Raw genomic sequence first — 12,803 nt, 5'->3', positions numbered from 1 at the left:
AGGTCAGTGCCGTCAGGGGGTTTTTGTTGTTATTTTGTTAAGGCTTTGACAATCTGTTTGAACGTCATTCCTGTTTTTAAATTGAACTTGCCTGCACGAATTTCTTTATGGTAGCCGGCGTCAATTACGTAATCATTAAAGTCTTTAGACGAGTTGATAATGCCGTCCTTTTCAAGCATGTCTGAAACATCACTTGTACTCATACCGTTTTTAATCACAAATTTGATCGATTTGCCTTTAGGCTTGTCCTCTTTTTGTTGATCACTCTTAGAATCTCCGTCTTCATTTGCCTTCAGCGCTTTTTCCTTATAGTCAAGAAGCTGCTGGTACGTTTCGCGGCTGACAGTGACTTCTTTTTTGGAGTCTAAATAGTTTTTCACGTCAGTGTCTGTTACTTTCTGTGCGAGGGTTTCTTTTGTTGTTGTATCAGCTGCTGCCTCGTCTTTCCCAGTGAGGAAAAAGACAATCGCAAGAACCCCAGTTGCAAGAATCATACCTGCTGCAAACGTTTGGATGCTTTTTTTCGTCATACAAGCACCCTCTCGTTGTCTTTAATGATCATGTTGACATCTTCTACAGATACATGCTCAGCGCGCGCAATGGCCTCAGGAGACATGCCATTTTGGTGCTTTGAAATGATCTGTCTTGCGATGGATGGATCAATTTCTGAATGCTTGCGGACGACGATGTTTGTTTCAAGTAATTCTTCTTCAAGCACTTTCATTTTCTTTTTCAGTTTATAGATTTCTTGCATTGCAGATAGTTGAAGTGTTTCAAGTTCCTGCTCGACTTCTTTAATCGGCTCTCTTTGAAAATATGAGAATGCGATCAGTACAATACTGACAACAAGCAAACCGATAATTGCAATTTCCATGTTTCATCACCTTTTATTCATATTTTAATGCTGAAAGCCATAAAAGGCTTCCAAGATTGTTTCAGACAGTTTTCGACCCTTCTTTTTTATACCATAAAAAAGCTAGTTTCAAAAGGAATTGCTGAAGAAAATCACCTTTTTTTCATCTTTTTTCTTTTTATATGTAAAACGGGTATGAAAACCTTGCTTCGCTGTCAAAATAAATGAAAGCGGCGGGGAGAAGAGGAGTCTCATGTATACAGTACGACAAAGAATAAGGTTTTATAGGGGAGCAGACGATTTTTCATGACATAAGCATGCGATATGTAAGTGAATGCACTCAAATTGAAATTGGTGAAAAAACATTCTAGCATTCCTAAGCTAGAAGTGGTATTATAGTTAGGTCTGAATGTGAATTGATTTTAGTTTGGAGGGAAAAATATGCGCGTAAATATTACTCTAGCTTGCACTGAATGCGGTGAGCGTAACTATATTACTAAAAAGAATAAGCGAAACAATCCAGATCGCGTTGAATTCAAAAAGTATTGCTCACGTGATAAAAAACAAACTGTACATCGTGAAACAAAGTAAGCAGCAGGGAATTTTCCTGCTGTTTTTTTATGATGGGAGATGATCTGTATGAAAAAGGAGCTTCGCCTTCAAACATTAGCCAAGCTTGATCAAATAAGCGCTGAAGAATTTGAGCGCAGCACGGCTTTACTTCATGAACACTTATTGCAGCTGCCAGCATGGAAACAGGCGAAAACGATTGCTTTGACGATGTCTAGAGGAAAAGAGATACCGACAATGCCTCTAATTGAAAAAGCGTGGGAAGAAGGAAAAACAGTATGTATCCCTACCTGTTTTCCGAAAACAAAAGAGATGATGTTTTATGAATATACACTCGAAACAAAGATGACAACCAGCTACTTTGGGCTATTGGAACCAGACCCTCAAGTATCAACAGCTGTACATAAAGAAACCATTGATTTAATCATTGTGCCTGGGGTATGCTTCGATCAAAAAGGCTACCGGATTGGATTTGGGGGCGGCTATTATGACCGCTACTTAGCTGACTATCACGGGGTAACCATTGCACTTTGTCTGTCTTTACAGCAAATCAGGCATGTGCCGTCTGAAGCGCACGACATACCGGTGTCTATGATTGTCAGTGAAAAAGGCACGTTATATCAAAAGTAAAAGTCCGCTGATTGTCCAAAGAACGGGCTTTTTGTTGTTTCATAAGGTCATGGCATTTTAGCTGATAGGAGGTCCGTTTTGAAAAAATTTCGTGGAAAGAAAAGATACTTCCGTAATATGTGGGAGGAAGTGAATACTTGTGACCTAAAACTCGATCAGGATTCATGGTTTTATTTTTGGCATACACACCTTGATTTTTTTGGAGTCGGGGAAAATAGCTTGAAAATAAGAAGAGAGCATATCAAAGCTCATATTGCTTTATATCATAGGCTGCTAAAACAGCTTGAAGGCTTTGAAAAGCCATACCAAACATGGATTTGTATTCACGAACATGACTCTGGTTTAGACGCTGTATATGTTCATACACCAAATCCATATGACAGTTACTTCCCTCACAAGATGGAAGAGGTAGAGCGGAATTATAAGCTGCCTCATACGTTCAAGGATTTAATCGACCATCATCAATTTGACGTTTTTTATGATCAACCAGAGTGTGAAGAGGTCTATTATATTCAATCAAAAGAACAAGGGATTAGAGTGTGAAAGCAGAGAGTATTGTAAGCGATAAAAATGATGCTTCATGCATAAACACATCCTATTTAAGCCACGATACGAACATAGGAGGGAATATGATGAATAAAATGATTTGGAGCATTGTGTTCACATTGTTTGCATTCGTTCTCGTGCAAAATCGTTATCGGCTGATGAATTTGATCTTAGGTCAAAATCAAGTGCGTCACTTTTTTATTAAGTGGCTGATGAAAGTCCCGTATTTTCGGACGAAATTTATTCGCCAAGCATTCTAATCCCGCAGACGCCGGGATTTTTTTGTTCAGAAATGCGGATCAGAACAATTCTTGTTATAATAATGTAAAAAATGGAGCGCGAATGAATGAATGTCATAGATAGTTTATTTTGGCGAGTTGTTGATGAATTAAGACAAAAAGGGTACGAGATGATTCAAAGTCCGTATCCAGAAGATGAAATATTTTTTGAAGCACCACGAAACTCAGGGTATGATCTCATCCGTCTATATAGAAAAGATGTCAATTTTAAACAGGAGATCGTTCGAGAAATTGAAGAGCAGACGTATCGGATGGATCAGCTGAGAGAGGCCATGCGTAAACGTTCTCTTCATCTCTTGCAGCTCCAATTTACAGCTGACTACCCTGTAGATGATTGGGAGGACCTAAACGGTCAACCGCAAAAAAAGCAAAAGGTGACAGTTACACCTGTATTACTGAATGCAGACACTCTTCAACACGACGTTAACGAGTTGCAAAAATGGCTCAATACATCGCTGACAGTGGATGTAGAAGAGGCAAAAAGAGACACAGCTGAAGATGTCATCCAGCTTAAAGTGAGCGTACTTCAAGCATTTGATGATCAGGAAAAGCAGCGTGAACGAGAACGGGCCGTTTTTCAAAATGGCAGACCGATTTTCACCTACCTGTTCATCGCTGTTCAAGTGGTGATGTTTCTTTTACTTGAACTATTTGGCGGAAGTACCAATACGGCAACTTTGACAGCGTTTGGTGCTAAAAATAATGGGCTGATCTTAGATGGAGAATGGTGGCGCCTGATTACACCAATGTTTTTGCACATTGGCTTGACGCACTTACTCTTTAATACATTTGCTCTTTGGTCTGTCGGAGCGGCTGTTGAGAAAATTTATGGCTCATGGAGATTTTTGCTCATCTATTTCATTTCCGGCATTTTTGGTTCCATAGCGAGCTTTGTCTTTAATACGGCCATCGCAGCCGGTGCATCAGGCGCGATCTTTGGATGCTTAGGTGCACTATTATATTTGGCAATTTCCAACCGCAAGCTCTTCTTCCGGACGATGGGGACAAATATTATTGTGATCATCCTCATCAATTTAGGGATCGGCTTTACCGTATCAGGTATTGATAACGCAGGGCACCTTGGCGGTCTGGTTGGCGGTTTTTTAGCGGCTTTAGCTGTCCGGCTCCCTAAACAAGTGCAGCCTGTCAAAATGTTTCTTGCTAGTGTTGTTCTACTGTTGATTGGTGGTTTTGGATTGTATACAGGGTTTCATTCAGACGATCAAAAGGAAGCGGCAGCAGTAAGTGAGGCAGCAAGTTTATTTGATGACAAGAACTATAACGAAGCAAGTAAACGTTTAGAGGAATATGTACATCAAAAGGATGCATCAGCTGAGGCTCTCCATATATATGCTCTATCGGAAGCGCAGCTCGGCCACCTTGACAAAGCGATTGGATTTTTACAAAAGTCGCTTAAAAAAAATCCAGATGATCCAAATAAACTGTATCATTTATCGTTGTTGTACGTAGAAAAAGGAGAGACAGCGAAAGCAGAGGATCTAATAGAAAAAGGGTTAGACCAAGATCCAAAAAATGATCAATTTTTAAAGCTGAAACAATATATTGAAAACACGCAAACACATTGAATGACTTGACTGAAAGCGCATTTATGAATACGCTTATCCTATCTGTTGATGAGAAGAAATGGTGGAAACAATGAAAACGTTATATGATGTACAGCAGCTGCTCATGAGATTTGGAAATTATGTGTATTTCGGAGATCGTGAAGTGGAATTAGATTTTATGGCAGATGAACTGAAGGAAATGTATACATCGGGCATTATTGACCGGACACAATGGTCAAACGCAATGACGATTCTTCAAATGGAACTAGCCAAATTAAATCGAAAAACAATGTGAAGGTGGGGGGCATATGATCGGGGATTGGTTTGTAGGAGTTGATCTTGGCGGTACGACAATTAAGCTTGCGTTCATTAACTTATATGGTGAAATTCAGCATAAGTGGGAGATTCCTACGGATAAATCAGGGCAGACGATCACAGTCGATATTGCCAAATCAATTGACCACAAACTAGTCGAAATCAGTATGCCCAAATCAGCGCTGATTGGGATTGGAATGGGTGCACCTGGGCCTGTAGATAAAGTATCTGGGATTGTCTATAAAACAACGAATCTCGGCTGGACAAACTATCCACTCAAAGATCACCTAGAGGCAGAGACAGGACTTCCATCTGTCATCGAAAATGATGCGAATATTGCTGCACTCGGTGAAATGTGGAAGGGTGCAGGCGATGGGGCAAAAAACATCCTGATGGTCACACTTGGCACAGGTGTTGGCGGCGGCATTATTGTAAATGGTGAAGTTGTTCAAGGTGAGACAGGGGCTGGCGGAGAAATTGGCCATATTTGTGCCGTTCCATTCCAAGGAGCACCTTGTAATTGCGGGAGAACAGGCTGTATTGAAACCATTGCATCTGCGACTGGCATCGTCCGTCTTGCAAAGGATAAATTAGTAACAGACCAGCATACATCTTCACTTGGCACGCTCACTTCGCTGACTGCAAAGGATGTGTTTAAGGCTGCTGAAAGTGGAGATGATCTTGCCATGCGTGTCGTAGAAGAAGTGACGACTCATCTTGGGCTTGTGTTAGCGAATCTTGCCAGTGCGTTAAACCCAACAAAAATTGTGATTGGCGGTGGTGTTTCAAAAGCAGGTGAGCTCCTTCGCAGTAAAGTAGAACGCGTTGTTAAGCATCACGCATTTCCGCCTTGCGCTGATGATGTCGAAGTCGTGATTGCCTCTCTCGGAAACGATGCAGGAGTCATCGGCGGTGCATGGATGGCAAAAAACAAATGGTCGTCTTAAACAAAAAAGTCATCATGATGTCATTTTTATTAAAAAAAGCGATAGATGGGCATGAAATGAAATGTTTAGCATATTCATAAGTTTGTCATGAGGAAAAAGACATTGATTTTCCAGCACATACAGGATAAGATATAGTTTAGTTATTTTTGAAGAAGCACCAATAATTAGGGTGTATCCCTAGCTTGAGTGCTCGCTTAGCATAAGGAGGTTACAATGCGAAAGAAAAGATTAAAGGCGATTTCATTTTTACTGATTGCGACATTGCTCATGTGGGTCAAAACCTATGTTATCTATAAATCTAGCTTCAATATTAAAATAGAAAATTTCATGCAGGAGTTTATCCTGTTTATTAATCCACTTAGCTTTATCTTGTTTATCTTCGGTATCGGTTTATTTATGAAAGAAAAAAATCGCAATCGATATATCATCGTGACGAGTTTTATTCTGACATTTATTTTGTTAGCTAACATTGTGTTTTACCGATTCTATAGTGACTTTTTAACCATCCCCGTCCTATTTCAAACAAACAATATGGGTGACCTCGGGTCAAGTATTACCTCTTTAATTGAACCAGTCGATTTATTGATGTTCGTGGATATCATCATTTTAATGTGGCTCTATAAAAAGCAGCCTTCCTTTAGAACGGATATCACCATTTCACGAAAAGAACGAGTAGCCTATTATTTATTTGTGGCAGCGACTTTCTTCTTTAACCTTGGTTTGGCTGAAACAGAGAGACCAGAACTGCTCACTCGCTCTTTTGACCGTGAGATGCTGGTGAAAAATCTTAGCTTATATAATTTCCATATTTATGATGGAGTGCTGCAATCGAAACAGTCTGCTCAACGAGCCCTTGCTGACAGCAATAGCTTAACAGAAATTGAAAACTATGTAAGTGCAAATCAAACCGACCGTAATGAAAAGACGTTTGGTCAAGCAAAAGGACGAAATGTCATTCTTGTCTCACTTGAATCTACACAAAGTTTCGTGATCAATGAAAAACTAAACGGGAAAGAAATCACCCCGTTTTTAAACAAATTAATCAAGAAAAGCTACAACTTTACTAATTTCTATCATCAAACAGGTCAAGGGAAAACATCTGACTCAGAGTTTATTGTTGATAACTCTCTCTATCCACTTGGAAGAGGAGCTGTGTTCTTCACAAATCCAAGCAATGAGTTTACAGCCACACCTGAGCTGTTAAAGGATGAGGGGTACCATTCTTCTGTCATTCATGCGAATAACAAAAGTTTCTGGAACCGTGACCTGATCTACGATAGCTTTGGCTACGATAAGTTTTTTGATATTAAATCATTTGATGTAAATGAAGAAAATTCAGTTGGCTGGGGGCTGAAAGATGGTCCATTCTTCGAACAGTCAGCGGAATTGATGAAATCGATCCCGCAGCCTTTCTATACGAGATTGATTACATTAACGAATCACTTTCCTTTTGATCTAGATGAAGAAGATAAGCTCATTGATGAATATGATTCTAAGAGCAAAACGCTAAACAAGTTCTTTCCTACAGTGCGATATCAAGATGAGGCGCTGAAGATTTTCTTTGAAAAAATGAAGGAAACAGGTTTGTACGAAAATTCCATCTTTGTTTTATATGGGGATCACTATGGAATTTCAGAAAACCATAACGAAGCTATGGGGCAATTTTTAAATAAAGAGATTACGCCATTTGAAGAAGTACAGCTTCAAAAAGTCCCGTTTGTTGTACACATTCCAGGGATCACGGATCAACATCCAAAAGAAATTGATACGGTAGGTGGTCAGGTCGATCTCCGCCCAACTGTACTCAATCTATTAGGAATTGATACAAGTAAACAAATTCAATTTGGCCATGATCTTTTATCGAAAGATACGAATGATTTTACCGTGCTTCGTGATGGCAGTTTTATTACGAAGGACAGTGTTTTCACAGATGGTGTTTGCTACAATAAAAAAACGGGTGAGCCAAGAGATGATGAGACTGTGTGTCAGTCTTATGAAGAGAAGGCAAAGCAAGAGCTCCAATTCTCTGATCAAATCATCTATGGGGATCTCCTTAGATTTTATGGCCGGAATAGCCCGGACCATTCTCCATCCAAAAAAGAAGATGAAACGCAGCTGAAAAAGGCGTCCTAACATACGAGAAAACCTCTGTTATTTTTAAATGCAGAGGTTTTCTTTTTTTGTCTGCCGGCTCATATAGTATGAGAGGAGGGATGTAAATGAAGACAACGTCGTTTGGGAAAATTGAATGGCAGCTAGATGGAGAGGAAAAGGATCATGTAGCAAAGCAGTTAGGGATAGGAAATGCAGCTTTCCATTTATCCAATCAAATCAGCAATGAGTACCTCCTTTTACCGGGATATCGACTTCCGGAAGGTATCCATTCATTTTCTTCCATAGGTGAGCTGCAGAAATTTATTGCGCCTTACAGGCTGCAGCAATCCGATGATTGGATCAATGGAACCTTTGAATATGATAGTGCTCAATTAGAAGAAGAGCTGAGCCACTTGAAAGCCGCATTTCCTTTTCTTCAAATGAGCATCATAGGTCATTCAGTGCTTGATACACCTATTTATGAAATCCGAACAGAGCCTGTTCAGCATTTACATTCTATTCATTTGAATGCCTCTTTTCATGCAAATGAATGGATCACGACGTCTGTTTTAATAAAATGGCTGAAATCGCTGTGTTTGGCTGCATCTGACCCGGTGCAAGCAAGGCATCATGAAGCCGTTCATATTCTGCGAACCACAGCTCTCTCTATCGTACCAATGGTGAATCCAGATGGTGTGGACCTCGTACGAAATGGACCAGAGTCACTTGGTCTGAGCAGTGAAGAATTCACACCGCTATATGATGGATATGCTGATTATCAGGAGTGGAAAGCAAATATACGAGGGGTGGATTTGAACAATCAATTTCCTGCTTATTGGGAGATCGAATACTACCGTCATGAGACTAAGGCTCCGTCCAATCGAGGCTTTCCTGGGTATCAGCCGCTAACAGAACCAGAAGCGAAAGCGATGGCAAATCTAGCGTTACGAAAACGCTTTGACAGGCTTGTTGCTCTCCATACACAAGGAGAAGAGATATACTGGGGCTTTCTTGGTCATGAACCAGCCATCTCAAAAGAAACGGTCAAACGATTCGAACAAGTAAGCGGCTATAAACCGATTCAATATCTTGACAGCTATGCAGGCTATCGCGATTGGTTTATTTATCAATGTCACAATGAGGGCTATACAGTCGAGCTTGGCCTAGGAAAAAATCCTCTTTCCATGAATCAATTTGACACCATCTATGAGAAAACAAAGCGGTTGTTATGGGAAGCATGTAAGTGTTAAAAAGCACCTGTCAGGTGCTTTTTACATTTGAACATGAAGTAATTTCTTATTGTCAATAAAAATAATGTTAGGGCAATTGACGAAGGCCACCTTGTGAGCTATTGTGAAAGATATGGATGTAAAAAAAAGGATATGTTTTAGGGAGATGTCGATCATTGAGTGCTCAAAGCCTGTGGAAAAGGAATTTCACTTACTTATTTATTTCTAAAATGTGCAAAATAACAGCTGATAGTTTATCTTTCAACACCATCTTGTGGCTTTTAGTACTAGGCGGAAAAGGGGCAATTGGAACAGCCTTTTTTATTGCGGTCAGCTTTGTTCCGCAAGCCATTGTTGGGCCGCTAATTACCCCAATGATGAAGCCGCATCAATTGAAATTTTGGATGTGTTTTGCTGATTTAACAAGAGGAGCGATAATCCTTGTGATTGTGGTCAGTTACTTTTATGGTTTCACGCCATTAGCACTTGTTATTGGCTGTATGCTGCTTCATTCGGCAACTGGTGGCTCCTACGAACCGGCGTCTGTATCAATTATTCCAAAGCTTGTCCATGAGGACCTCATACAAAAAGCGAATGCAACTATTCAATCAGCAAGTCATGTAGTCAGGCTTGTGACGGTCACGGTTTGTGGTGTCATGATTGCGTTTGTAGGGGTAGGATATACAATGCTTGTGATTATTCCTCTTTATCTCTTGTCTGCTTTACTCGTATTAATCATTACATATGAAACAGAAATCATCATTGATAAAGCCAAAAAAGGGTTATCATACGGCAAAAGATTGATTCGGGGATTTTCACTTGTTAGAAGGCACCATATTTTGTTCCCATTGGCGATTTTTTGTGTTTGCTCGAACTTTGCTGCCGCACCATGGGAAGCATTGTCTGTTATTTATTTAACAGAGGATTTACATAGTGGACCAGTTATCTATTCATTTATTAAAGTCACAACGGCACTAGGTGCATTCTTGATGGGGTTTGTTTTGACAAAGGTAAAAGTGAACCGGTATGGGCTGCTGTTTATAGGTGCTGGGATTGTTGATGGAATCTCGTTCTTTATAACAGGCATGAACGCATTTTTACCACTTGTATTTATATCAGCTTTTGCATTAGGTGCCGCCATCAGTGCAGTCAACGTGCCTGAACATACAATGATTCAATTGTCAGTAAAAGCAGAGGATCAGCCGCAAGTGTATGCAATTATCAATATGATCTCCTTCTTCATGATCCCGTTAGGCGCTCTCATTGGCGGCTATATGGCAACACTATTTGGGTCAGGGTATGTCATTGCGGCTGGCGGCATCATTGAAGCTGTGTCAGGGATATGCCTGCTGCTATTCACAAAGATTGGGAAGGTAGAGAGGGCGGATTTGACGATAGAACGGGACAAACCTTCTTTAAATGCAACGTGAGCATGGCATGATGGATTGCGAATAGGTTACAATGAGGACGAGAAAACATGAGGATTTGAGTGGAAAGGGGCAATAAACATGGCCATAGCAGATGTCACTATCATTCCAATAGGCACGGAAACACCAAGTGTCAGTGCTTATGTAGCAGATGTACAAAGAATTTTAGAAGGCTTTCAAAAAGAAGGGAAAATTAATTATCAATTAACACCAATGAATACGTTAATTGAAGGTGAATTATCCGTTTTATTTGAAGTCATTCAGCGCATTCATGAAGCACCTTTTGAAAAGGGATTGCACCGCGTAGCGACCAATATTCGCATTGATGACAGGCGGGATCAAACCACAACGCTTACAAGCAAAATAGAAAGCGTGAATAAGCACTTGAATCAATAAAAAAAGAAGACAAAGGGCTAAAATCAAGATCATTTTAGCCCTTTGTCAATAATCTAAAAGCCTGCTAAATGCAGGCTTTTAATGTGCAGTTGGATAACCGCTATAGATGATGGTCATGACAGTAAACCAGCCAAAAACCAAAAATGTTGCGCCAGCAAAAGCGATGGCAAGTACGTTCACTTTTTTAAGTGAGCGATAGATCCCGAGTGCAGCTAAAATCGTGACTAGACCAAAAATAATGACGAGCATCATGTGAAAGTCCCCCTTTGTCATCAATCCCCTTGATTTCCTTTCTTTTCATTTTAACCGTTTTCATAAAGCTTGTCGAGTAGATTCCAGTTGACGATTGTTTGAATTTTTATTGTGTAGCCTTCATAATAAAAAAGAATGAATAAAGTAGGTGATGAAAATGAATTGGAGAAGAATGCCACTAGGCTATGTACAAGCGAATGCGTATATTTGGAAAAATGAGCACGGAGAATGTTTAATCTTTGATCCAGGCGGTGAAGCACAAAAGCTGATTTCCTATGTAAAAGAAAAACAGCTCACACCGCTTGCTGTCTTACTGACACATGCTCATTTTGATCATATCGGTGCCGCAGATGAGGTGCGCGCAGAGTGGGGAGTGCCACTCTATGTACACGAGAATGAAAAAGAATGGCTCACGAACGCTGAATTAAACGGTTCAGCTCGATTGATTGGAAATGGAATTACGGTCAAAGAAGCTGAAAAATTAATTACGTCAGAAGGAACTCTTCAAATTGGATCGTTTACATTAGAGATGTTCCACACTCCTGGGCATTCACCAGGCAGTGTATCTTACTATTCGGCGGAAGAAGGATTTGTGATTTCTGGTGACACGTTATTTGAAGGCGGCATCGGGAGAACAGATTTAGTAGGGGGCAGTCAAGAAGTGCTGCTTCAATCAATTCATAATAAATTATTGTCTTTACCAGAATCAACTCTTGTTTTAAGTGGACATGGCGGAGAAACCACTGTACTCACGGAGCAGGAACAAAATCCATTTATCAATGGCTTTTCTCTTTAAACGTATGAAAAAAGCATCTCTTTTTATTGAGATGCTTTTTTCAATTAATGTCCGGTACCGGGAACCATGATGAAAATCGAATAATATGTAAATCCGGCAAAGAAAATCGTCAAGTACGCTCCGAAAATGTAAATATACATTCTTTCGGATAAATTCAAGTAGGATAAAAATACAAAAAGAACGGTTTGACCGAAGAACAGCAACGATGCATCTTTCATATGCCCTAAATAGAACATGACAGCAAAAATACCCGTCCAAAAGCCAAGCACGCGGAACATGCGATTCATTTCTTTCCCTCCCCTTAAAAAAACCCCTTTGATTCATATTATAGCTGATCACCACTTGTTATGTAAACATTTACATTTTTGACAACGTGTGAACATTTATTTTACGAGTAGAAAAAATTTTTTTGAAAAAGTGATCAAAACGTGTTTATGCCGAAATACATGAGGGTACTTATTCCATAAGAGAAAAGGTTAACGACCTAAGGAGGAAGACTAATGAGTGACATTACTTTTTATTCGTACCCGAGCTGCACGTCTTGCCGAAAAACAAAACATTGGCTAAAGGCGAATCAAATTGATTTTAAAGAGCGTCACCTTTTCAGAGAAACGCCAACCCTAGATGAATTAAAAAAGATTCTTTCCTTAACAACAGAAGGAATGGATGAAATTTTAGCCACACGAAGCCAGGCTTTTAAAAGCTTAAATTTAAATATTAATGATTTAAAAGTAAACGAGGTTCTTCAGCTTCTTATTGAAAAACCAAAACTGCTCCGGAGACCAATTATCATTGATGGAAATAAATTAGTAGTAGGCTATAATCCCGGAGAACTCATGAAAATATCAAAAAAGAAAGCGATTCATCAATCAGTTTCCTAATAA

17 protein-coding genes are annotated in these 12,803 nt (G+C 39.8%); 13 read left to right on the top strand and 4 right to left on the bottom strand.

Annotated elements, in window-relative coordinates; all coding sequences use genetic code 11:
- Positions 1 to 29: 29 nt before the first annotated feature.
- Both NST39_RS12050 and NST39_RS12045 read right to left on the bottom strand, forming a co-directional pair.
- Positions 30 to 530, bottom strand: coding sequence for an endolytic transglycosylase MltG (locus tag NST39_RS12050; protein ID WP_003217472.1), 501 nt, complete (start codon positions 528 to 530; stop codon positions 30 to 32).
- Positions 527 to 874: a hypothetical protein gene (locus NST39_RS12045; RefSeq protein WP_003217285.1), complete on the bottom strand. Its 348-nt coding sequence runs from the start codon at positions 872 to 874 to the stop codon at positions 527 to 529. The genes NST39_RS12050 and NST39_RS12045 overlap by 4 nt, the downstream gene beginning before the upstream one ends.
- Positions 875 to 1,294: 420 nt before the next feature.
- Between NST39_RS12045 and rpmG the strand changes: the two genes are divergently transcribed.
- The 11 genes from rpmG to NST39_RS11990 all read left to right on the top strand — a co-directional run bounded on the left by rpmG (position 1,295) and on the right by NST39_RS11990 (position 10,871).
- Positions 1,295 to 1,444 carry a 50S ribosomal protein L33 gene (gene rpmG / locus NST39_RS12040; protein ID WP_012010579.1) on the top strand — a complete coding sequence of 50 codons (150 nt, stop codon included), beginning with the start codon at positions 1,295 to 1,297 and terminating at the stop codon, positions 1,442 to 1,444.
- A 48-nt stretch (positions 1,445 to 1,492) separates the two neighbouring features.
- Positions 1,493 to 2,053 (top strand): 5-formyltetrahydrofolate cyclo-ligase, encoded by a 561-nt coding sequence (locus NST39_RS12035; protein ID WP_341028569.1) that lies wholly within the window; start codon positions 1,493 to 1,495, stop codon positions 2,051 to 2,053.
- A 78-nt stretch (positions 2,054 to 2,131) separates the two neighbouring features.
- Positions 2,132 to 2,596, top strand: coding sequence for a hypothetical protein (locus tag NST39_RS12030; RefSeq protein WP_341028567.1), 465 nt, complete (start codon positions 2,132 to 2,134; stop codon positions 2,594 to 2,596).
- Between the two features lie 89 nt (positions 2,597 to 2,685).
- Positions 2,686 to 2,859, top strand: a complete 174-nt coding sequence (locus NST39_RS12025) for a hypothetical protein (protein WP_165840198.1) — start codon at positions 2,686 to 2,688, stop codon at positions 2,857 to 2,859.
- Between the two features lie 86 nt (positions 2,860 to 2,945).
- Positions 2,946 to 4,484, top strand: coding sequence for a rhomboid family intramembrane serine protease (locus tag NST39_RS12020; protein WP_341028565.1), 1,539 nt, complete (start codon positions 2,946 to 2,948; stop codon positions 4,482 to 4,484).
- A gap of 70 nt (positions 4,485 to 4,554) precedes the next feature.
- Positions 4,555 to 4,758 (top strand): YqgQ family protein, encoded by a 204-nt coding sequence (locus NST39_RS12015; protein WP_445662396.1) that lies wholly within the window; start codon positions 4,555 to 4,557, stop codon positions 4,756 to 4,758.
- 13 nt (positions 4,759 to 4,771) lie between these two features.
- Positions 4,772 to 5,725: an ROK family glucokinase gene (locus NST39_RS12010; protein ID WP_341028563.1), complete on the top strand. Its 954-nt coding sequence runs from the start codon at positions 4,772 to 4,774 to the stop codon at positions 5,723 to 5,725.
- A 213-nt stretch (positions 5,726 to 5,938) separates the two neighbouring features.
- Entirely contained in the window at positions 5,939 to 7,858 is a 1,920-nt protein-coding gene (locus NST39_RS12005) for an LTA synthase family protein (RefSeq protein WP_341028562.1), read from the top strand.
- Between the two features lie 86 nt (positions 7,859 to 7,944).
- Complete coding sequence (locus tag NST39_RS12000; RefSeq protein WP_341028561.1) at positions 7,945 to 9,069, top strand: M14 family metallopeptidase; 1,125 nt, start codon at positions 7,945 to 7,947, stop codon at positions 9,067 to 9,069.
- Between the two features lie 155 nt (positions 9,070 to 9,224).
- Positions 9,225 to 10,478 (top strand): MFS transporter, encoded by a 1,254-nt coding sequence (locus tag NST39_RS11995; RefSeq protein WP_341028559.1) that lies wholly within the window; start codon positions 9,225 to 9,227, stop codon positions 10,476 to 10,478.
- A 78-nt stretch (positions 10,479 to 10,556) separates the two neighbouring features.
- Entirely contained in the window at positions 10,557 to 10,871 is a 315-nt protein-coding gene (locus NST39_RS11990) for an MTH1187 family thiamine-binding protein (protein ID WP_034662003.1), read from the top strand.
- 78 nt (positions 10,872 to 10,949) lie between these two features.
- Here NST39_RS11990 and NST39_RS11985 read toward each other — a convergent pair whose 3' ends face one another.
- Positions 10,950 to 11,123: a DUF2759 domain-containing protein gene (locus NST39_RS11985; protein ID WP_003217333.1), complete on the bottom strand. Its 174-nt coding sequence runs from the start codon at positions 11,121 to 11,123 to the stop codon at positions 10,950 to 10,952.
- A 157-nt stretch (positions 11,124 to 11,280) separates the two neighbouring features.
- Here NST39_RS11985 and NST39_RS11980 point away from each other — a divergent pair, with 157 nt between their 5' ends.
- Positions 11,281 to 11,919, top strand: a complete 639-nt coding sequence (locus NST39_RS11980; protein WP_003217463.1) for an MBL fold metallo-hydrolase — start codon at positions 11,281 to 11,283, stop codon at positions 11,917 to 11,919.
- Positions 11,920 to 11,963: 44 nt separating this feature from the next.
- On the opposite strand, the gene NST39_RS11975 is transcribed toward NST39_RS11980, so the two are convergent.
- On the bottom strand, positions 11,964 to 12,206 hold the full coding sequence (locus NST39_RS11975; protein ID WP_003217440.1) for a DUF2626 domain-containing protein: 243 nt from the start codon (positions 12,204 to 12,206) through the stop codon (positions 11,964 to 11,966).
- A gap of 213 nt (positions 12,207 to 12,419) precedes the next feature.
- Between NST39_RS11975 and NST39_RS11970 the strand changes: the two genes are divergently transcribed.
- The gene (locus NST39_RS11970; RefSeq protein ID WP_007501232.1) at positions 12,420 to 12,800 is read left to right on the top strand and encodes a Spx/MgsR family RNA polymerase-binding regulatory protein; all 381 of its coding nucleotides are present in this window, start codon (positions 12,420 to 12,422) and stop codon (positions 12,798 to 12,800) included.
- The last annotated feature ends 3 nt before the right edge of the window (positions 12,801 to 12,803 follow it).

Origin of the sequence: Bacillus sp. FSL W8-0645 (genome assembly GCF_038007905.1) — a bacterium.
Classification (GTDB): domain Bacteria; phylum Bacillota; class Bacilli; order Bacillales; family Bacillaceae; genus Bacillus; species Bacillus pumilus.
The sequence above is the reverse complement of the archived record's forward strand: the minus strand, read 5'-3'. Positions and strand labels throughout refer to the sequence as shown.

Excerpts from the sequence above, each read along its gene's own strand:
- NST39_RS12035 (WP_341028569.1), top strand. The coding sequence starts at position 1,493 with ATGAAAAAGGAGCTTCGCCTTCAAACATTAGCCAAGCTTGATCAAATA.
- NST39_RS12050 (WP_003217472.1), bottom strand. The coding sequence starts at position 530 with ATGACGAAAAAAAGCATCCAAACGTTTGCAGCAGGTATGATTCTTGCA.
- NST39_RS11970 (WP_007501232.1), top strand. The coding sequence starts at position 12,420 with ATGAGTGACATTACTTTTTATTCGTACCCGAGCTGCACGTCTTGCCGA.
- NST39_RS12005 (WP_341028562.1), top strand. The coding sequence starts at position 5,939 with ATGCGAAAGAAAAGATTAAAGGCGATTTCATTTTTACTGATTGCGACA.
- NST39_RS12025 (WP_165840198.1), top strand. The coding sequence starts at position 2,686 with ATGAATAAAATGATTTGGAGCATTGTGTTCACATTGTTTGCATTCGTT.
- NST39_RS11990 (WP_034662003.1), top strand. The coding sequence starts at position 10,557 with ATGGCCATAGCAGATGTCACTATCATTCCAATAGGCACGGAAACACCA.
- NST39_RS11985 (WP_003217333.1), bottom strand. The coding sequence starts at position 11,123 with ATGATGCTCGTCATTATTTTTGGTCTAGTCACGATTTTAGCTGCACTC.
- NST39_RS12010 (WP_341028563.1), top strand. The coding sequence starts at position 4,772 with ATGATCGGGGATTGGTTTGTAGGAGTTGATCTTGGCGGTACGACAATT.
- NST39_RS11980 (WP_003217463.1), top strand. The coding sequence starts at position 11,281 with ATGAATTGGAGAAGAATGCCACTAGGCTATGTACAAGCGAATGCGTAT.
- NST39_RS12000 (WP_341028561.1), top strand. The coding sequence starts at position 7,945 with ATGAAGACAACGTCGTTTGGGAAAATTGAATGGCAGCTAGATGGAGAG.
- NST39_RS12020 (WP_341028565.1), top strand. The coding sequence starts at position 2,946 with ATGAATGTCATAGATAGTTTATTTTGGCGAGTTGTTGATGAATTAAGA.
- rpmG (WP_012010579.1), top strand. The coding sequence starts at position 1,295 with ATGCGCGTAAATATTACTCTAGCTTGCACTGAATGCGGTGAGCGTAAC.
- NST39_RS12045 (WP_003217285.1), bottom strand. The coding sequence starts at position 874 with ATGGAAATTGCAATTATCGGTTTGCTTGTTGTCAGTATTGTACTGATC.
- NST39_RS12015 (WP_445662396.1), top strand. The coding sequence starts at position 4,555 with ATGAAAACGTTATATGATGTACAGCAGCTGCTCATGAGATTTGGAAAT.
- NST39_RS11975 (WP_003217440.1), bottom strand. The coding sequence starts at position 12,206 with ATGAATCGCATGTTCCGCGTGCTTGGCTTTTGGACGGGTATTTTTGCT.